Source organism: Streptomyces litmocidini (assembly GCF_014649755.1).
Lineage (GTDB): Bacteria > Actinomycetota > Actinomycetes > Streptomycetales > Streptomycetaceae > Streptomyces > Streptomyces litmocidini.
In genome coordinates this window covers 396,508-413,903 of sequence record NZ_BMTQ01000001.1, presented here as the reverse complement: position 1 = coordinate 413,903, position 17,396 = coordinate 396,508, and the positions used below count along the sequence as shown (strand labels likewise).

Below are 17,396 nucleotides of genomic sequence, written 5' to 3'. Positions count from 1 at the left end.
ACGATCGGCACGGGACGTTTTCCACTCCGGGGAGAGGCGCGCAGGTGTTCTGGTTTCTGCTCATCACGATGGTCGTGGTCGTGGCCGCGGTGACCCTCGCCGTGGTCGGCGGCGGCGACGGCGAGGTGCTGCCCGAGGTGGCGCCCGAGCAGCTCGTCGACCCCCTTCCGGCCGCCCGCCCCGTGGACCGCGCCGACGTCGAGGCGCTCCGCCTCCCCGTCGCCCCCCGCGGCTACCGGATGGCCGACGTGGACGACGTCCTCGTGCGCCTCGGCGCCGAACTCGCCGAGCGCGACGCCCGGATCGCCGAGCTGGAGGAGGCGCTCGCGGGCGCGGGCGGCACCGGTGACGCCGGGACGGAGGGCGGCGAGAAGTGACGGGCGAGGCGATCCCCGGGCCCGACGGGCTGCTGCGCTGCCCCTGGGGCCTGTCGACCGAGGACTACGTCGCGTACCACGACGAGGAGTGGGGGCGTCCGGTCCACGGCGACGACGCGCTCTTCGAGCGGCTCTGCCTGGAGGCCTTCCAGTCGGGCCTCTCGTGGATCACGATCCTGCGCCGCCGCGAGGGCTTCCGGCGCGCCTTCGCCGGCTTCGAGATCGCCGCCGTCGCCGCCTTCGGCGAGGCGGACCGCGAACGGCTCCTCGCCGACGAGGGCATCATCCGCAACCGCGCCAAGGTCGACGCGACCCTGGCCAACGCGAAGCTGCTCGCCGAGTGGTCCCCGGGCGAGCTCGACGCGCTGATCTGGTCCCACGCCCCCGACCGCACGACCCGCTCCGCCCCGCGCACGCTCGCCGAGGTCCCGGCGGTCACCGACGAGTCGACGGCCCTCTCCAAGGCCCTCAAGAAGCGCGGCCTCCGCTTCATCGGACCCACCACGGCCTACGCCCTGATGCAGGCCTGCGGGCTGGTCGACGACCACCTGAAGGGCTGCGTGGCCCGGGGCGGCGACTAGGGCCGCCCCGGGCGAGCGTTCGTCGGAGGACGCGTCCGTCAGAAGACGTGGACGCGCTCGGCGGTGTCCCGGCCCATGTCGGCCTGGGGCCGCCGATGCCGCCGCGGCCGTTGCCGGGGTGGAGCCGGTGGAGGCCTCGGGGGCGAGCCCCGGCCGCGGGAAGAGGCAGACCGCGTCGGAGAATCCGGGAAGCCTCACGATGAAGGACCGGATGCGGTCGTCCCGGGAGCCGAGGGACGCCCTCGGCTTCCGGATCACGATCATGTCGCCCTGGTGCAGCGGCTGACTGAGGCCGCGGACGGCGTTGCCGGGACACCGGCCCCAGCCGTCGGCCGCCCGTGCCGGCGAGGACAGGGCGGTGGCGGACAGGCCCAGGGCCGCGCCCGCCGTGAGCGCGCCGCGAGGAAGGCGCGCGGAAGGAGGGGGACGCACGGAACCCCCTCAGGCATGTGCGTACGAACGGTGAGCGGATCCCATGGACCCGCTCACCCCGCGTACGAACGGGTTCCGGTACCGCTCAGCGGCCCAGGTACTTCGGCTTCTCCTTGGCGATGAAGGCGCGGACCGCGATCGTGTGGTCCTCCGAGGCGCCCGCCAGGGTCTGGAGCTCCTCCTCCTTGTCGAGGGCCTCCGTGAGGGAGTGGTCGGCGCCGAAGGCGAGGGACTCCTTCAGGGCGGCGTACGCCACCGTCGGGCCCTGCGCGAGGGTGCGGGCCACCTTCTCCGCCTCGGCGGCCAGGTCGGCGGCCGGGACCAGCCGGTTCACGATGCCCAGCTCGTACGCCTCCTGGGCACTGATCGAGCGCGGGAAGAGCAGCAGGTCGGAGGCCCGGCTCGCACCGATCAGCCGGGGCAGCGTCCACGACACGCCCGAGTCGGCGGTGAGGGCCACGCCCGCGAAGGAGGTGTTGAAGGAGGCCGTGTCCGCGACCACCCGGTAGTCCGCCGCGAGCGCGAAGCCGAAGCCCGCCCCGGCGGCGACGCCGTTCACCCCCGCGACGACCGGCTTGCGCATGCCGGTGAGCGCGCGCACGATCGGGTTGTAGTGGTCACGGACCGTGTTCATGGTCTCGCTCGTACCGGACTCCTGGTCCGCCATGAGCAGCCCGACGTGCTCCTTCAGGTCCTGGCCCACGCAGAACGCCCGGTCGCCGGCCGCCGTGAGCAGCACCGCCCGTACGGCGGGATCGGCCGCGGCCGTCTCCACGGCGTCCCGGAGGGCGACCTTGGTCGCCACGTTCATCGCGTTCATGGCCTCCGGCCGGTTGAGCGTGATGGTGGCGAGCCCGTCGCTCACCTCGTACAGCACCGTGTCGGCCATCGGGATCCCTTCGCCTCATTGCGTGGTTGACCAGCCCAGCATGACGGAGATCACCCGTGTCGCCCATGTGAGGTGCGTCAAAGACGGGAAGGGGCCGCTCCGACGTCGAGCGGCGAAGTATCGCAGGCCGATCCCCGAAATGTGGGGTTTTGAGAGAGCGCGTTGCGCAAGCGATGCCAAGCGATGTTGGTCATCGGGTCCTGCCATGCGGGATAATGACCTGGAAGCAATGTGTTCGAAGCCGGTGACGCGTGCTCCGCATCAAGGAGCTGCCCGGCTGACGATGAGCTGGTTTCAGGAAGGGGAACAAGCATGGCGGCCATGAAGCCGCGGACGGGTGATGGCCCGCTCGAGGTGACCAAGGAGGGGCGGGGCATCGTCATGCGCGTTCCGCTCGAAGGCGGCGGTCGGCTTGTCGTCGAGCTGACCCCGGACGAGGCCGAGGCACTGGGCGACGCTCTCAAGAAGGTCGTCGGCTGACCCTCTTCTCCACGATTCCTGAGCGCTGCCCCGGTACGGTCCGCCGTGCCGGGGCAGCGGCGTCTCCGGAGGCGCGCCCCGGCCGGGGGCGGGCCCGGACCCGGGCGGGCGGCCGGGGCGGGATGCGCGCTCGGGCCGGGGCGGGCGGTCAGCCGCGTCGTACGGCGCAGAGCAGGCCGTCGCCCACCGGGAGCAGGGAGGGGACGAACCCCTGGCCCTCCCGCACCGCGCGCAGCAGCTCGCGGATCCGCTGGACCTCCGCCGGCTGGGCCCCCGAATCGACCGTGCGGCCGTCGGCGAAGACGCCCTCGAAGCAGACGAGTCCCCCCGGTCGCAGCAGGCGCAACGATTCAGCGAGATAGTCCAGGTACTCCAGCCGGTCGCCGTCGCAGAACACGAGGTCGTACCCGCCGTCCGCCAGCCGGGGCAGCACGTCCAGGGCGCGGCCGGGGATGAAACGGGCCCGGTTGCCCGCGAAGCCGGCCGCCCGGAACGCCGTCTTGGCGAGCTGCTGCCGCTCCGGCTGGAGGTCCACCGTCGTCAGGACGCCGTCCGGCCGCATCCCGAGCAGCAGATAGATCCCGGACACGCCCGTGCCGGTGCCGATCTCCGCCACCGCCTTGGCGTCCGCCGTGGCGGCGAGCAGGCGCAGCGCCCCGCCGGTGCCCGGCGACACCGAGGGCAGCCCTGCCTCCCGGGCCCGCTCCCGGGCCCAGCGCAGAGCTTCGTCCTCGGCGACGAAGGCGTCGGCGAACGACCAGCTCGTCTGCCGGTTGGCGGTAATGGCCCTCTCCTGTCCCCGTAGTTGACGCAACGGTGACTGTATCCGCTGTCAGCGGGAACCCGCAGATGGGACCGTGCGTTCAGCAGGGTGAGGACGTGGAGGAGGCAGCCGGGCGAGCCGGTTCCAAATTCGCGTAAAGATTCTTATCCGGAGCTAACGGGCGAGGTGGCTATGGTAGGGGCTCCACTGGACACCACCAGAGCCGACAGGGGAGGTGCGGCTGCGCCTGTGGATCGGGGAGGAGTGCTTCGGCGTCTTCTCAGGTCGGCGGGTGAGCCGAAATCCGTGACCGACACCGCTGACCGTTTCCGCACCACCGACTCCGCTCCCACCACCGCGACCTTCGCATCGGATGCGGAATCGCAGGCGTGGACCCCTCCCACCTGGGAGGAGATCGTCAGCACGCACAGCGGTCGGGTCTACCGCCTCGCCTACCGCCTGACGGGCAACCAGCACGACGCCGAGGACCTGACCCAGGAGGTCTTCGTCCGCGTCTTCCGCTCGCTGTCGACGTACACGCCGGGCACCTTCGAGGGCTGGCTGCACCGCATCACCACCAACCTCTTCCTCGACATGGTCCGCCGCAAGCAGCGGATCCGTTTCGACGCGCTCGCCGACGACGCGGCCGAGCGGCTGCCCAGCCGCGAGCCCTCGCCGCAGCAGGCGTTCAACGACACGCACTTCGACGCCGACGTCCAGCAGGCCCTCGACACCCTCGCGCCCGAGTTCCGCGCGGCCGTCGTCCTCTGCGACATCGAGGGGCTCTCGTACGAGGAGATCGCCGCGACCCTCGGCGTGAAGCTCGGCACCGTCCGCAGCCGCATCCACCGCGGCCGCTCCCACCTGCGCAAGGCTCTCAAGCACCGCTCGCCCGAGGCCCGGGCGGAGCGTGCGCTCTCCTCCGTCGGATGGGAGGCAGCGACAGCGTGAGCGGCACACGTCCCACGTCGCCGACCCCCGCGGAGCACCACCTCGGGGACCGGCTGGCCGCGCTCGTCGACGGCGAGCTCGGCCACGACGCCCGTGAGCGGGTCCTCGCCCACCTGGCGACCTGCGCCCGCTGCAAGGCCGAGGCGGACGCCCAGCGCAGGCTGAAGAGCGTCTTCGCCTCGGCGGCTCCTCCACCGCCCTCGGAGGGCTTCCTCGCCCGTCTCCAGGGGCTCCCCGGGGGACCCGGCGAACCGGGAGGGTCCGGCGGACCGCGCGGCCCCCTCGAAGGGTTCCTCGACGCGGGCGGAGTGAAGTCGGACGGCTTCGCCACCGCCGTCGTCACCCCGCACCCCGGCACGGGCTTCCGCATCCACGCCGTCGGCCACCGGCCCGCCGGAACCTCCGGACGGGGCCGGCGCTTCGCCTTCGCGGCGGCCAGCGCGGTCTCGTTCGCCGCGATCGCGCTGGGCGGCACCCTGCCCCTCGAAGCCCCGGTGAGCGCGAGCGCACGCGGCGGTCAGGGCACGGGCAGCGCCGTCACCCCGCTGCGCGCCACCGCCACCGGCGGCGCCGTCACCCCGCTGCGCGCCACTGCCACCGGCGGCACGAGCACCGGGACCGGCACCGGACGCGGCACGCGCTCCGGCGAGCGCCCGGGCGACTCGTCCGTCGGTGACGCCGAGCCGCGCGCCGCGGTGACCCCGGCCGCGGTCCCGCCGGGACCGGTCGTGACCGTGGCCCAGGGGCCGGTCCCGCCGGGGCCGGTCGTGGCCGTGGCCCAGAGCGCCGTCCCGCAGCCGCTCCTCGCCCTCTCGCCCTTCGTACGGCCGACGGCGCCGGCCCTCCAGTCGGCCTTCGCCCCCGGGCCCGGCCCGATGGTGAGCCCGACGACCGGACCGCTCGGCTCCCACCGCTGACCCGCGACCTGGTTGAATCCAGGGACAGGGGCGCCCGACCCAGGGCGCGGACGGGTCAGCTGTTGCGGGGAGAGCATGAACAACGGGAAGCCGAACTGGTGGAGCCGCCCTTCGAGCGCACCGGAGGCGGCGCGGATACCCACGCCGCCCCCGGCCGGTGAGGGCGACGGTGACTTCCCCCTGCCCGCGCCCCAGCCCTCTCCCGGGCAGGAGCCGGCCGGTCCGACGGACCCGGCGCCCGCCCCCGGGGCCCCGGCGGCCGAACCCCTCGAGGCGGGGCCCGAGGAGCCCGTGGCGGCCGATTCCGGGCAGGTGGTGGGGGCCCCGGCTCCGGAGGCCGCGCCCGAGCCCGCCGTCGAGCTGACGAAGACCGCGCCCGAGCCCGCCGCCGCACCTCCGGTGGAGCCGGCACCCGCGGCGGTCCCCGTGCCCGCCGGGGCCGAGACCCCCGCGCCGCAGCCCCTGCACACGCCCGACGAGTACCGCACGCCCCCCTACGGCGAGCCGGGGCCGTGGGCGCCCGCGCCGCCCGTGCAGCGCCCGCCCGCCGCCGTACCGCCGCAGGCACACCCGCAGCCCCATCCCCAGCCCCAGGTGCACGCCCACCCGCACCCCCAGCCGCAGGGCGGGGCCGCCCCCTGGGTGCAGTACGACCCCTGGAGCGCCCCCGGAACCGGCGCCCCGCCGCTGCCCCCGAAGAAGTCCCGGAAGGGCCTCGCGATCACGGCAGCGCTCGCCTTCGCCCTGGTCACCGGCGTCATCGGCGGCGGAGTCGGTGCGTACGTAGAGCGGAACGGCGGGATCACCACCGTCGAGCTGCCGCAGGCCGACGCGGGGGACACCGGTCGTGCCCCCGACAGCGTCGCCGGGATCGCCGCCAGCGCCCTGCCGGGCGTGGTCACCCTGCACGTCCGGGGCAACGGCTCCTCCGGCACCGGCACCGGATTCGTGCTGGACAACAAGGGCCACATCCTCACCAACAACCACGTCGTCGACGGGGCCGCGTCCTCCGAGGACATCTCGGTGACCTTCTCCAGCGGCGAGACGGCCCGCGCCAAGCTCATCGGCAAGGACACCGGCTACGACCTCGCCGTCGTCCAGGTCACCGGCGTCTCCGGCCTCAAGGCGCTGCCGCTCGGCAACTCCGACAACGTCCGCGTCGGCGACCCCGTCGTCGCCATCGGCGCCCCCTTCGACCTCTCCAACACCGTCACCTCCGGCATCATCAGCGCCAAGGAACGGCCGATCACCGCCGGCGGCGAGAAGGGCGACGGCAGCGACGTCAGCTACGTCGACGCGCTCCAGACCGACGCCCCCATCAACCCCGGAAACTCCGGCGGCCCCCTGCTCGACTCCAAGGCGCGGGTCATCGGCATCAACAGCGCGATCCGCGCCGCCGGCGGCGGCTCCGGCGAGGGCGAGGGCGACAGCGCGAGCCAGCCCGGCTCCATCGGTCTCGGCTTCGCCATACCGATCAACCAGGGCAAGCGCGTCGCCGAGGAGCTCATCAACACCGGCAAGGCCACCCACCCCGTCATCGGCGTGAGCCTCGACATGCAGTTCCAGGGCGACGGCGCCCGGGTCGGCGAGAAGGGCAAGGACGGCTCCGCCTCCGTCACCGCTGGCGGCCCGGCCGCCAAGGCCGGACTCCGGCCCGGGGACGTCATCACCAAGGTCGACGGCCAGCGCGTGCACAGCGGCGAGGAGCTCATCGTGAAGATCCGCGCCCACCGCCCCGGCGACGAACTGGAGCTCACCCTGAGCCGGGACGGCAAAGAGCTGACAAAGACGTTGACGCTCGGGTCCTCCCAGGGCACCTGAGCGCCGTGTGGCGGACACCACGAGGTACCCGTCCGACAGTTTGGGCGGGTACCGTGGACCGGGCCCTGGACCGGCGTGAAGGAGCTACTAGGTGTTCAGCGACATAGGCGCACTCGAGCTGGTGACGCTCGTGGTCCTCGCCGTGCTCGTCTTCGGGCCGGACAAGCTCCCGAAGGTGATCCAGGACGTCTCGCGCTTCATCCGCAAGGTCCGCGAGTTCTCCGACAGCGCGAAGCAGGACATCCGCAGCGAGCTCGGCCCGGAGTTCAAGGACTTCGAGTTCGAGGACCTCAACCCCAAGACGTTCCTCCGCAAGCAGCTGGAGAGCAACGAGGACCTCAGGGAACTCAAGGAGCTGCGCGGCACCTTCGACCTCAAGAAGGAGATGAACGAGGTCGCCGACGCCGTCCACGGCCGGGAGACCGCGCCCGCGCCGTCGGCCGCGCCCGCCGCGGTCAACGGCTCCCCGGACCTGCTGAAGAAGCAGGACAAGCGGGACGACCAGGGCACCGCCGAGCGTCCTCCGTACGACTCCGACGCCACCTGACGACGGCCTGTCACCGAACAGCTCCTCCTCGGTGGCTATCCTCCCTCTGTTGACGGAACGAGGAGGCGGCCGAGATGAAGACGACGAGTCGGGTGGAAGCCGATGGCTTTCTGCGCGCGCCCTTCGCCTGGTACGGGCTGGACGAGGCGTTCACCGGCCCGCGCCGGCTGATGCAGGTCGGCACGGCGGCGGACGGCACCGTCCAGCACGGTTCGATGGGCCACGGTGACGAGCCGTCGATAAAGTCCGAGGCCGGCAGCGCGGAGAAGGAGCGCTTCGCCGTCGTCGTGACGGTCGCCGCGAACCCCGTGCGCCGCACCGGGGACGGCACCGGCGTCCTCGACGCCACCACCGTCTCCTCCGCCGCCTGGCTGGCCGGGTCCGGGCTCCTCGCCCACACCTGGCCCGCCTCCCTCGACCACGCGCTGCGGGACCACTGGCTGGACCAGCAGACGGAGACGGCCTTCGAGCTGGCCGACGACCTCGACGGACCGGCCTGGACGACCCTGTCGCTGCCCGTGGACGGCGTACCGGTGCCGTTCCACTACCGGGAGTCCGAGTTCGGATGGGTCCTGGCCGGGTCCACCGGAGAGGTGCACATCGGGGCGTACGGGCGCGGGATGAGCGCGTACGGCCTCGGGTTCTCGCAGGTGAAGGACCTCAGCGCGTACGGCGCCTAGACACACCGGAGGGCGCCCCCGGCCGGGGGCGCCCTCCGCCGTTCCTCAGAACTTGTTCCGCGGAGTGATGCCCAGGCTCATGCCCGACAGGCCGCGCTGACGGCCGCCGAGCTTGCCGGCGATCGCGCGGAGGGCCGCACCCGCCGGGGAGTCGGGGTCGGAGAGGACGACCGGCTTGCCGTCGTCGCCGCCCTCGCGGAGCCGTACGTCGATCGGGATCGAGCCGAGGACCGGGACCGTCGCGCCCGTCGTCTGCGTCAGGCCGTCCGCGACCTTCTGGCCGCCGCCCGTGCCGAACACGTCGACCATCTCGTCGCAGTGCGGACACGGCAGGCCCGCCATGTTCTCGACCACGCCGACGATCTTCTGGTGGGTCTGGACGGCGATCGAGCCGGCCCGCTCGGCGACCTCGGCCGCCGCCTGCTGCGGGGTGGTGACCACGAGGATCTCCGCGTTCGGCACGAGCTGCGCGACCGAGATCGCGATGTCACCGGTGCCCGGCGGCAGGTCGAGCAGGAGGACGTCCAGGTCGCCCCAGTAGACGTCCGCGAGGAACTGCTGGAGCGCGCGGTGCAGCATCGGGCCGCGCCACACCACCGGCGCGTTGCCCGGGGTGAACATGCCGATGGAGATGACCTTCACGCCGTTCGCCGACGGCGGCATGATCATGTTCTCGACCTGGGTCGGACGGCCGTCCGCGCCCAGCATCCGCGGCACGCTGTGGCCGTAGATGTCGGCGTCCACGACGCCGACCTTCAGACCGTCGGCGGCCATCGCCGCGGCCAGGTTCACGGTCACGGAGGACTTGCCGACGCCGCCCTTGCCGGACGCCACCGCGTACACCCGGGTCAGCGAGCCCGGCTTCGCGAAGGGGACCTCGCGCTCGGCGCTCGTGCCGCGCAGCGCCGCCGCCAGCTCCTTGCGCTGCTCGTCGCTCATCACGTCCAGCGAGACGTCGACGGCGGTGACGCCCTCGACCCGGGAGACGGCCTCGGTCACGCGCTGCGTGATGGTCTCGCGCATCGGGCAGCCGGAGACCGTCAGGTAGACCGTGACGGCGACCCTGCCGTCCGGTTCGATCTCCACCGACTTGACCATGCCGAGCTCAGTGATCGGCTTGTTGATCTCAGGGTCGTTCACCGTCGCCAGTGCTGCGAGCACCGCGTCTTCCGTAGCCATACCGACGATGGTACGGCGCCCACCACGGGCCGGTGAAAGGGCTGTCAACGGTCGGGTACGTCACTTCCGCGGTCCTCGCCGGACGGGAATAGATCCCGGCGGTCCTCCATCTCCTTGAGCAGGTCCTGGAGCTCCGAGCGGATCCAGTCGCGGGTCGCGACCTCGCCGAGGCCCATCCGCAGCGCCGCGATCTCCCGGGTCAGGTACTCGGTGTCCGCGATCGACCGCTCGTTCTGCTTCCGGTCCTGTTCGAGGTTGACCCGGTCCCGGTCGTCCTGCCGGTTCTGGGCGAGCAGGATCAGCGGCGCCGCGTACGAGGCCTGCAGGGACAGCGCGAGCGTCAGGAAGATGAAGGGGTACTCGTCGAACCTCAGCGACGACGGCGCGAAGACGTTCCACCCGATCCAGAGGACGACCGTCAGGGTCATCCAGACCAGGAACCTGCCCGTGCCCAGGAAGCGGGCGATCCGTTCCGAGAGGCGCCCGAAGGCCTCGGGGTCGTACTCCGGCAGCAGCCGGGTCCGCCGCTCGCGCGGCAGGTCGAGCCGGATGCGGGGCACGGACCGCTCCCGGTCCCGCTCCCGCTCCCGGTCCCGCTCGCGCTCAGCCACCATGTCCGGCCCCCTCCTCGTGGAACTCGGTCTCCCGCCAGTCGTCCGGCAGCAGGTGGTCGAGCACGTCGTCGACGGTGACCGCGCCGAGCAGCGAGCCGCTCTCGTCGACCACGGGCGCGGCGACCATGTTGTACGCGGCGAGGTAACTGGTCACGGCCGGCAGCGGGGTGTCCGGCCCGAGCGGCGGCAGATCGCTGTCCACGAGCGAACCGACCAGCGTGAACGGCGGATCCCGCAGGAGCCGCTGGAAGTGCACCGTGCCCAGGTACTTGCCGGTCGGCGTCTCGTCCGGCGGCCGGCACACGTACACCTGCGCCGCGAGCGCCGGGGACAGGTCCTGCTGACGGACCCGGGCCAACGCGTCCGCGACGGTCGCGTCCGGGCGCAGCACGATCGGCTCGGTCGTCATCAGACCGCCCGCCGTGCGCTCCTCGTACGCGAGCAGCCGGCGCACGTCGGCCGCGTCGTCCGGCCGCATCAGGGTGAGCAGCCGCTCCTGGTCCTCCTCGGGCAGCTCGGACAGCAGGTCGGCGGCGTCGTCCGGGTCCATCGCCTCCAGGACGTCGGCGGCGCGCTCCTCCTTCAGCTTGCCGAGGATCTCGATCTGGTCGTCCTCCGGAAGCTCCTCCAGGACGTCGGCGAGCCGGTCGTCGTCGAGGGCGGCGGCGACCTCGACGCGCCGCTTGGGGGAGAGGTGGTGCAGGGCGTTGGCGAGGTCGGCGGGGCGCAGCTTCTCGAAGGTGGCGAGCAGGCTCTCGGCGCCCTGTCCGTGCTCCTCCAGGGAGAAACCGGTGACGGCCGACCACTCGACGGTCAGCGTCTCCCCCTTGCGGCTCAGCACCCCGCCCTTCCCCTTGCGGACGAAGACCTTGTCGATCTCCCAGTCGCGTCGGGCGGGCAGCTGCTGGATGGCGACGTCGAGGACGGTGACCTCCTCGCCCGACTCCACCAGCGTCACGCGCCGGTCGAGGAGCTCGCCGAGGACGAGCCGCTCGGTGGGGCGCTGCTCGAAGCGCCGCATGTTGACGACGCCGGTCGTGATGACCTGGCCGGAGGCGACGCCGGTGACCCGGGTCATGGGCACGAAGACCCGGCGGCGGCTCAGCACCTCCACGACCAGGCCGAGCAGCCGGGGCGGCCTGCGGCCGACGCGGAGCATGGCGACGAGGTCGCTGACCCGGCCCACCTGGTCGCCGACCGGATCGAAGACGGGGACCCCGGCGAGATGGGAGACGAAGACCCGGGGGGCGCCTGCCGCCATGCCACGCGCCTCCTCGGTGCCGCACGATTCGAGCCGTCGCAGAGCTTTGCCGGGGATTGCAGAGCTTTGCCTGGTTCAGGCTAGCCCGTGACGTTCCGCCCCGCCCCGGCAGGGGCTCCGTACGGCTGCCTGCGGGGTCCGCCGCCTGTCCCGGGTACGCTGCGGTCTGCCGTTCCCCCCCATCGGCCCCGACACCGGACCCGGCCCTTCCGCCCGGCCGGAAACGCGGGCCGCCGCGGCACCCCGCACGGGCCGCGCCCGTCCCCCCACACGACACGAGAGGCAGCGCAGATGACCGTCCGCACCCCGTCATCGCGTATCCGCAGGGCCGTCGCGCCCCTGGCGCTCTGCGCCGGACTGACGGTGGGGCTCACGGCCTGCGCGGCCGACCCGGACGAGGGGACGAACGGGGTGGGGAGACTCTCCGCACCCGAGATCGAGAGCAAGGCGCAGACCGCGGCGGACGCGGCGAAGGCGGTACGGCTGTCCGGCACCCTGGTCAGCAAGGGCGGCACCTTCAAGCTGAACATGCGCCTCAAGCAGGACGGCGCCACCGGCTCGGTGACGACGAAGAACAGCACCTTCGAGCTGCTGCGGGTCGGCGACGCGCTCTATCTGAAGGCCGACGCCGGGTTCTGGGCCCACGACGGCAAGGAGGGCGACACGCCGTCCGAGGCGGACTCCGAGGCCGCCGACACGCTCGACGACAAGTACGTGAAGGTCCCCCAGGGCGACCCCTCGTACAAGCAGCTGCGCGGCTTCACCGACATGGGGTCGCTGCTCGACGGGCTGATCGGCCTGCACGGCGAGAAGGTCAAGGGCGACCGGGACCAGATCGGCGGGGTCCGCACGGTCAAGGTCAAGGGCGGGGCCGACGGCGAGGGCGGCACGCTCGACGTGTCCCTGGACGGCGAGCCGTACCCCGTGCAGTTCGCGCGGGGCGGGGGAGGCGGCGTCGTGGTGCTCTCCGAGTGGAACAAGGACTTCCCGCTCACCGCCCCGTCGAAGGAGGAGACCCTCGACTACGGCAAGCAGCTGCCCCGGGCCTAGCCCCCTACGGCGAGCGGTTGCCCCGGGCCTAGTCCTCTACGGCGAGCGGCTGCCCCGGGCCTAGTCCCCTACGGCGAGCGGCTGCCCCGGGCCTAGCCCCCGTGGCGCCGCTTCTTGCGGAACAGCAGCTTCGGCAGCCCCGCCGGGACCGGGCGGCGGGTGTTCGCCGCCGTCGGCAGCGGCACGGCGGCCAGGGAGCCGTCCGGCAGCTCCGTGGTCGAGGACCGCGGGTCGAGCCGCACCAGGCGGCACTCGCGCGCCCAGCGCCCGGGCATGGCCTCGCCGTCGGGGGCGTTGAGCCGCTTCCCCTTCAGCTCGGCGACCGCCGCGTCCCACTCCTCCGTGTCGGGGGCGATCTCGCGGACGGCGGCGGTCCAGGCGACGAGCCGGCCGCCCTTGTCCTTGCTGCGGACGGTCACCTCGGCCGTACCGCCGTCCACCAGGCCCGGCAGCGGCTGCTCGCCGGGGCCGTCGCCGACCACGTGCGCGGCGCCGTCGTGCCAGACGTGCCAGAGCGCGCGGGCCGGGCCGGTGCCCCGTACCCAGACGAGGCCGGACTTCTTGGTGGCCTCCTCGACGAGGGCGGACCCGAGCAGCTCTTCTGTCATGGCGCGAAGCCTATCTAGAGCCAGCCGTTGCGCTTGAGGGTGCGGTGGATGGTGAAGCAGATCGCGATGATGCCGGTGAGCACCATCGGGTAGCCGTACTTCCAGTGCAGCTCCGGCATGTGGTCGAAGTTCATGCCGTACACGCCGCAGACCGCCGTGGGGACGGCGACGATCGCCGCCCACGAGGTGATCTTGCGCATGTCCTCGTTCTGCGCGACGGTCGCCTGCGCCAGGTTGGCCTGGAGGATCGAGTTGAGGAGCTCGTCGAAGCCGACGACCTGCTCCTGGACGCGGGCGAGGTGGTCGGCGACGTCCCGGAAGTACTTCTGGATGTCGGGGTCGACCAGCCGCATCGGCCGCTCGGAGAGCAGCTGCATCGGGCGGAGCAGCGGCGTGACGGCCCGCTTGAACTCCAGCACCTCGCGCTTGAGCTGGTAGATCCGGCCGGTGTCGGCGCCGCGCGTGGAGCCCTTCGCGGCCGGCGAGAAGACGTCGATCTCCAGCTGGTCGATGTCCAGCTCGACGGCGTCGGCGACCGCGATGTAGCCGTCGACGACGTGGTCGGCGATCGCGTGCAGGACGGAGGAGGGGCCCTTGGCGAGGAGCTCCGGCTCGCCCTGGAGGCGGTGGCGGAGGTTGCGCAGCGAGCCCTGGCCGCCGTGCCGGACGGTGATGACGAAGTCGGGGCCGGTGAAGACCATCACCTCGCCGGTCTCCACGACCTCGCTGGTCGCGGTGAGCGCGGCGTGCTCGACGTAGTGGATGGTCTTGAAGACGGTGAAGAGGGTGTCGTCGTACCGCTCCAGCTTGGGCCGCTGGTGGGCGTGGACGGCGTCCTCGACGGCGAGCGGGTGCAGCCCGAACTCGGCCGCGATGCCGGCGAATTCGGCCTCGGTCGGCTCGTGCAGCCCGATCCACGCGAAGCCGCCGCTCTCCCGCACCTGGCGCATCGCGCCGCGCGGCGTGAGGCAGGCGTGGTCGTCGACCCGGCGCCCGTCGCGGTAGACGGCGCAGTCGACCACGGCGCTGGAGGCGGAGTGGTCACGGGTGGGGTCGTACGAGGTGTACGTGGTGGGGGTCTTGCGCAGGCTGTGCCGGAAGCTCGGGCGGACGGCGGCGGTGAGGTCACGGATCATCGACATGGGCGTGCTCCTTCACGGATCGGCCGTCGGCGCGGAGCGTGGCACAGCCCGGAATGGGGACGGAGAGGTACGTCGTCCACAAAGCGGGCGGCACCGGAGGGGCGCGGAGACGGCGGTCGCTACAGACAGGGAAAGGCGAAAATTGCTCTTCCGTCGAGCGAGATGCCGGAGGGGGCGGGTCCGTGCCGGACCCGGACGTCACCGGGAGGGGCGCACCGGGGCGGGGTGCGGAGCGGCGGAAGAGCGGCTGGTACTGCCCGACCGACTTCGGTCCATCGCAGTCCCACCTCCTCCGGCCGGTCCCCTGTCGGGGATGACGTGTGACGAGCAGTCGGGAATCCCGACCAGTGGCCAACACTATCAGCCGACAGAGGGTCAATCCCTTACTTTGCCCGTTCCATACGCGATCTATGCTCCACGCATGGGAGAAGTTCTTGCACTGGTCGAGGCCCGGCTGCGGACCGCCCTCGGCGAACCGGACGCGCGGGCCGCGGTGACCTTCCTCGGCACGGACCGGATCGAGGTGCTGCGCTTCGTCGACGGCGACCTCGTGCGGTACGCGACCCTCGGGATGTCCGCGCAGCCGATGGCCGATCCGACCTCCGCGCTCGCCGACCCGGTGAAGGGCCCGCGCGCGGAGCTGGTCCTCACGGTGCGGGGCGGGCTCGCCGACACCGACAAGGTGCTGCGCCCGCTCGCGGTCCTCGCCGCCACCCCGCAGGTCGAGGGCGTGGTCGTGGCCCCGGGCGCCTCGCTCGACGTCGGCGACCCGCTCTGGCCCGGCGCCCCCTTCAGCTCGGTGCTCGTCGCCGAGTCGGGCGGCCTGGTGGAGGACCTGGAGCTCGACGCGCCGATGGACCCCGTCCGCTTCCTGCCGCTGCTGCCGATGACGTCGAACGAGGCGGCGTGGAAGCGGGTGCACGGGGCGCAGGCCCTGGAGGAGCGCTGGCTCGCACGGGGGACGGACCTGCGCGATCCGCTGCGCAGGTCCGTGGAGCTGGACTGAGCCCGGTCCGGGTCAGTTCGCGAAGACGCCGACGCCGTCCTCCGTGGCGTGCTTCGGGGCCAGTTCCCCGGCCTCGGAGGTGAGGGCGGTGCGTCGGGTCCGCACGATCAGCGCGCCGACGACCGCGGCCGCGCCGGCCACCACGAAGGGCATGTGGACGTCGCTCCACTCCTCGATCTTCGGGGCGAGGTACGGGGCGGCCGCCGCGGCGAACCAGCGGACGAAGTTGTAGCCGGCGCTGGCCACCGGGCGGGGGGCGTCCGAGACCCCGAGCGCCAGTTCGGTGAAGACGGTGTTGTTGACGCCGATGAACGCCCCCGACAGGACCGTGCAGACGATCGCGGTGGCGTGGTTCCCGTAGCCGAGCACCACCACGTCCGCCGCGAGCAGCACCAGGGAGCCGCCGAGCACCGTGAGCGAGCCGAGGCGCCGCTGGAGGCGGGGCGCGACGAGCACCGAGAAGACGGCGAGCAGCACGCCCCAGGCGAAGAACACCGCGCCGGACCTGTACGGCGTCATGTCCAGCACGAACGGGGTGAAGGCGAGCACCGTGAAGAACGCGTAGTTGTAGAAGAACGCGGCCGCCGCGGCCGAGGCCAGGCCGCCGTGGCCGAGCGCCCGGAGCGGGTCGAGCAGCGAGGTCTTGCGGGCGGGCTTCGGCTGCTCCCCGAGGAAGACCGCGATGCAGAGGAAGCCGATCGCCATCAGCGCGGCCGTGCCGAAGAAGGGGTAGCGCCAGCTCGCGTCGCCGAGGACGGCGCCGAGCAGCGGCCCGCAGGCCATGCCGAGGCCGAGTGCCGACTCGTACAGCAGGATCGCGGTCGCGCTCCCTCCGGCCGCCGCGCCGACGATGACGGCGAGCGAGGTCGAGACGAACAGCGCGTTGCCCAGTCCCCAGCCGGCCCGGAAGCCGACGAGCTGCCTGACCGTGTCGGAGGTGCCGGCGAGGGCGGCGAAGACGACGACGAGGGCGAGGCCGGCGAGCAGCGTCCTGCGGCCGCCGATGCGGCTGGAGACGAAGCCGGTCACCAGCATCGCGACGGCGGTGATGAGGAAGTACGAGGTGAAGAGCAGCGACACCTGGCTGGGGGTGGCGCGCAGCCCCTGGGCGATCGAGGGCAGGATCGGGTCGACGAGGCCGATGCCCATGAAGGCCACCACCGAGGCGCCCGCGGTGGCCCAGACGGCCGGGGGCTGGCGCAGGATGCCGCCGCCGGGTTCGTTGACCGCTCTCTCCATGCTGTCGCTCCTCCGGGTCGAGATGGTTGCGATATGCACAGAATAAGTTAGACGCGCTAATGAGTGCAAGCTACATCTACCTTGTCGGGGGTTGCGTCCGCGAAGGGCCCGGGCCGGACGGGTGATCGTTCGTGGGCGTCCTTGACGCGGGGCGGAAGAGCTAGGACCGTTGAGCCCTATGAGGGGCGAACCCAGTTGTCCGAAGTGTGGTGGCAGGGTCAGGGCGCCCGGTCTCTTCGCCGACTCCTGGCAGTGTGACGTGCACGGCTCGGTGCACCCGCTCCAGCCCGTGATCCCGCCCAGCGTCGAGAGCCTCGGGGTCGTGGTGCACCGGTCCCACGTCCCCGTGTGGATGCCGTGGCCCCTCCCCGTCGGCTGGCTCTTCACCGGAGTCGCGTACGCCGGGGACGACCGCAGTGGCGGACGCGCGACGGCCGTCGCCTGCTCGGGGCCCGGCCCCCTCGGCGGGATCGGCGAGCTGCTCCTGGTCGCCGAGGAGCTCGGCGTCGGGCTCGGCGCGCGGTACGCCGGCATCGACGGCCTCGACCCCGGCTCCTGCATGGCCATCGACAAGCCGCCCCAGGCGAAGGTGCTCGCCGCCGGCCGCCCCACCCCGCTCTGGCACGTCACCGGCGCCCCGCAGGACCGCGCGGTCTTCGCCGGCGAGGCGCGCGGCCTGTGGCTGTGGGCGATCGTCTGGCCCGAACAGTCCGGCCTCCTGATGTACGACGAGCTGGTCCTCACGGACCTGCGCGACGCGGGAGCCGAGGTCGACCTGCTGCCCTGCGGCGCGCTCACCCCGAGGCTGCTCGGCTAGGGCCTGATCCGAGGGGCCCGGTGCCCGTCCCCGGGCCGTCCG

The 17,396-nt window shown here is 72.7% G+C and carries 19 protein-coding genes; 11 read left to right on the top strand and 8 right to left on the bottom strand.

Translation table 11 applies throughout. From position 1 onward, the window contains the following. Positions 1-44 precede the first annotated feature (44 nt). Positions 45-377 carry a hypothetical protein gene (locus IE180_RS01830; protein ID WP_190154937.1) on the top strand — a complete coding sequence of 111 codons (333 nt, stop codon included), beginning with the start codon at positions 45-47 and terminating at the stop codon, positions 375-377. Beyond that, positions 374-958: a DNA-3-methyladenine glycosylase I gene (locus IE180_RS01825; RefSeq protein WP_190154936.1), complete on the top strand. Its 585-nt coding sequence runs from the start codon at positions 374-376 to the stop codon at positions 956-958. The genes IE180_RS01830 and IE180_RS01825 overlap by 4 nt, the downstream gene beginning before the upstream one ends. Positions 959-1,475: 517 nt before the next feature. On the opposite strand, the gene chcB is transcribed toward IE180_RS01825, so the two are convergent. Continuing rightward, complete coding sequence (chcB, locus tag IE180_RS01820) at positions 1,476-2,279, bottom strand: 2-cyclohexenylcarbonyl CoA isomerase (protein ID WP_190154935.1); 804 nt, start codon at positions 2,277-2,279, stop codon at positions 1,476-1,478. Between the two features lie 312 nt (positions 2,280-2,591). Here chcB and IE180_RS01815 point away from each other — a divergent pair, with 312 nt between their 5' ends. Next, complete coding sequence (locus IE180_RS01815; protein WP_009997451.1) at positions 2,592-2,759, top strand: DUF3117 domain-containing protein; 168 nt, start codon at positions 2,592-2,594, stop codon at positions 2,757-2,759. 148 nt (positions 2,760-2,907) lie between these two features. Here IE180_RS01815 and IE180_RS01810 read toward each other — a convergent pair whose 3' ends face one another. Continuing rightward, positions 2,908-3,573, bottom strand: coding sequence for an O-methyltransferase (locus IE180_RS01810; RefSeq protein ID WP_190154934.1), 666 nt, complete (start codon positions 3,571-3,573; stop codon positions 2,908-2,910). Positions 3,574-3,714: 141 nt separating this feature from the next. On the opposite strand from IE180_RS01810, the gene sigE reads away from it, so the two are divergent. The 5 genes from sigE to IE180_RS01785 all read left to right on the top strand — a co-directional run bounded on the left by sigE (position 3,715) and on the right by IE180_RS01785 (position 8,438). Then, the gene (gene sigE / locus IE180_RS01805; RefSeq protein ID WP_190154933.1) at positions 3,715-4,473 is read left to right on the top strand and encodes an RNA polymerase sigma factor SigE; all 759 of its coding nucleotides are present in this window, start codon (positions 3,715-3,717) and stop codon (positions 4,471-4,473) included. Further along, positions 4,470-5,390 carry an anti-sigma factor family protein gene (locus tag IE180_RS01800; RefSeq protein WP_190154932.1) on the top strand — a complete coding sequence of 307 codons (921 nt, stop codon included), beginning with the start codon at positions 4,470-4,472 and terminating at the stop codon, positions 5,388-5,390. The genes sigE and IE180_RS01800 overlap by 4 nt, the downstream gene beginning before the upstream one ends. 75 nt (positions 5,391-5,465) lie before the next feature. Further along, positions 5,466-7,211, top strand: a complete 1,746-nt coding sequence (locus IE180_RS01795; protein ID WP_190154931.1) for a trypsin-like peptidase domain-containing protein — start codon at positions 5,466-5,468, stop codon at positions 7,209-7,211. Between the two features lie 91 nt (positions 7,212-7,302). Continuing rightward, positions 7,303-7,758 carry a sec-independent translocase gene (locus IE180_RS01790; protein WP_190154930.1) on the top strand — a complete coding sequence of 152 codons (456 nt, stop codon included), beginning with the start codon at positions 7,303-7,305 and terminating at the stop codon, positions 7,756-7,758. Positions 7,759-7,832: 74 nt separating this feature from the next. Continuing rightward, positions 7,833-8,438 carry a hypothetical protein gene (locus tag IE180_RS01785; protein ID WP_190154929.1) on the top strand — a complete coding sequence of 202 codons (606 nt, stop codon included), beginning with the start codon at positions 7,833-7,835 and terminating at the stop codon, positions 8,436-8,438. A 45-nt stretch (positions 8,439-8,483) separates the two neighbouring features. Here the strand turns inward: IE180_RS01785 and IE180_RS01780 are convergent, their stop codons facing one another. From IE180_RS01780 to IE180_RS01770, 3 genes are read right to left on the bottom strand one after another with little or no spacing between them, the layout of a single operon-like run. Further along, positions 8,484-9,617: an Mrp/NBP35 family ATP-binding protein gene (locus IE180_RS01780; protein WP_190154928.1), complete on the bottom strand. Its 1,134-nt coding sequence runs from the start codon at positions 9,615-9,617 to the stop codon at positions 8,484-8,486. Between the two features lie 44 nt (positions 9,618-9,661). Then, positions 9,662-10,231 (bottom strand): DUF1003 domain-containing protein, encoded by a 570-nt coding sequence (locus tag IE180_RS01775; RefSeq protein WP_190154927.1) that lies wholly within the window; start codon positions 10,229-10,231, stop codon positions 9,662-9,664. Beyond that, positions 10,221-11,492 carry a magnesium transporter MgtE N-terminal domain-containing protein gene (locus IE180_RS01770; protein WP_190154926.1) on the bottom strand — a complete coding sequence of 424 codons (1,272 nt, stop codon included), beginning with the start codon at positions 11,490-11,492 and terminating at the stop codon, positions 10,221-10,223. The genes IE180_RS01775 and IE180_RS01770 overlap by 11 nt, the downstream gene beginning before the upstream one ends. A gap of 291 nt (positions 11,493-11,783) precedes the next feature. Here IE180_RS01770 and IE180_RS01765 point away from each other — a divergent pair, with 291 nt between their 5' ends. Beyond that, positions 11,784-12,542, top strand: a complete 759-nt coding sequence (locus IE180_RS01765) for a hypothetical protein (protein ID WP_190154925.1) — start codon at positions 11,784-11,786, stop codon at positions 12,540-12,542. A 92-nt stretch (positions 12,543-12,634) separates the two neighbouring features. Here IE180_RS01765 and IE180_RS01760 read toward each other — a convergent pair whose 3' ends face one another. Both IE180_RS01760 and IE180_RS01755 read right to left on the bottom strand, forming a co-directional pair. Further along, a complete protein-coding gene (locus IE180_RS01760; RefSeq protein ID WP_190154924.1) occupies positions 12,635-13,150 on the bottom strand; it encodes a hypothetical protein in 516 nt (171 codons plus the stop codon). Between the two features lie 14 nt (positions 13,151-13,164). Further along, complete coding sequence (locus IE180_RS01755; RefSeq protein ID WP_190154923.1) at positions 13,165-14,292, bottom strand: magnesium and cobalt transport protein CorA; 1,128 nt, start codon at positions 14,290-14,292, stop codon at positions 13,165-13,167. Between the two features lie 421 nt (positions 14,293-14,713). Between IE180_RS01755 and IE180_RS01750 the strand changes: the two genes are divergently transcribed. Further along, positions 14,714-15,298 carry a suppressor of fused domain protein gene (locus tag IE180_RS01750; RefSeq protein ID WP_123455278.1) on the top strand — a complete coding sequence of 195 codons (585 nt, stop codon included), beginning with the start codon at positions 14,714-14,716 and terminating at the stop codon, positions 15,296-15,298. Positions 15,299-15,310: 12 nt separating this feature from the next. On the opposite strand, the gene IE180_RS01745 is transcribed toward IE180_RS01750, so the two are convergent. Continuing rightward, positions 15,311-16,537 (bottom strand): MFS transporter, encoded by a 1,227-nt coding sequence (locus IE180_RS01745; protein ID WP_190154922.1) that lies wholly within the window; start codon positions 16,535-16,537, stop codon positions 15,311-15,313. A gap of 178 nt (positions 16,538-16,715) precedes the next feature. Between IE180_RS01745 and IE180_RS01740 the strand changes: the two genes are divergently transcribed. Beyond that, on the top strand, positions 16,716-17,354 hold the full coding sequence (locus tag IE180_RS01740; protein ID WP_190154921.1) for a DUF6758 family protein: 639 nt from the start codon (positions 16,716-16,718) through the stop codon (positions 17,352-17,354). Positions 17,355-17,396: the final 42 nt, after the last annotated feature.

Coding starts and splice junctions, on each gene's coding strand:
- chcB (WP_190154935.1), bottom strand. CDS start 2,279: ATGGCCGACACGGTGCTGTACGAGGTGAGCGACGGGCTCGCCACCATC.
- IE180_RS01815 (WP_009997451.1), top strand. CDS start 2,592: ATGGCGGCCATGAAGCCGCGGACGGGTGATGGCCCGCTCGAGGTGACC.
- sigE (WP_190154933.1), top strand. CDS start 3,715: ATGGTAGGGGCTCCACTGGACACCACCAGAGCCGACAGGGGAGGTGCG.
- IE180_RS01795 (WP_190154931.1), top strand. CDS start 5,466: ATGAACAACGGGAAGCCGAACTGGTGGAGCCGCCCTTCGAGCGCACCG.
- IE180_RS01785 (WP_190154929.1), top strand. CDS start 7,833: ATGAAGACGACGAGTCGGGTGGAAGCCGATGGCTTTCTGCGCGCGCCC.
- IE180_RS01780 (WP_190154928.1), bottom strand. CDS start 9,617: ATGGCTACGGAAGACGCGGTGCTCGCAGCACTGGCGACGGTGAACGAC.
- IE180_RS01775 (WP_190154927.1), bottom strand. CDS start 10,231: ATGGTGGCTGAGCGCGAGCGGGACCGGGAGCGGGAGCGGGACCGGGAG.
- IE180_RS01770 (WP_190154926.1), bottom strand. CDS start 11,492: ATGGCGGCAGGCGCCCCCCGGGTCTTCGTCTCCCATCTCGCCGGGGTC.
- IE180_RS01765 (WP_190154925.1), top strand. CDS start 11,784: ATGACCGTCCGCACCCCGTCATCGCGTATCCGCAGGGCCGTCGCGCCC.
- IE180_RS01760 (WP_190154924.1), bottom strand. CDS start 13,150: ATGACAGAAGAGCTGCTCGGGTCCGCCCTCGTCGAGGAGGCCACCAAG.
- IE180_RS01755 (WP_190154923.1), bottom strand. CDS start 14,292: ATGTCGATGATCCGTGACCTCACCGCCGCCGTCCGCCCGAGCTTCCGG.
- IE180_RS01750 (WP_123455278.1), top strand. CDS start 14,714: ATGGGAGAAGTTCTTGCACTGGTCGAGGCCCGGCTGCGGACCGCCCTC.
- IE180_RS01745 (WP_190154922.1), bottom strand. CDS start 16,537: ATGGAGAGAGCGGTCAACGAACCCGGCGGCGGCATCCTGCGCCAGCCC.
- IE180_RS01740 (WP_190154921.1), top strand. CDS start 16,716: ATGAGGGGCGAACCCAGTTGTCCGAAGTGTGGTGGCAGGGTCAGGGCG.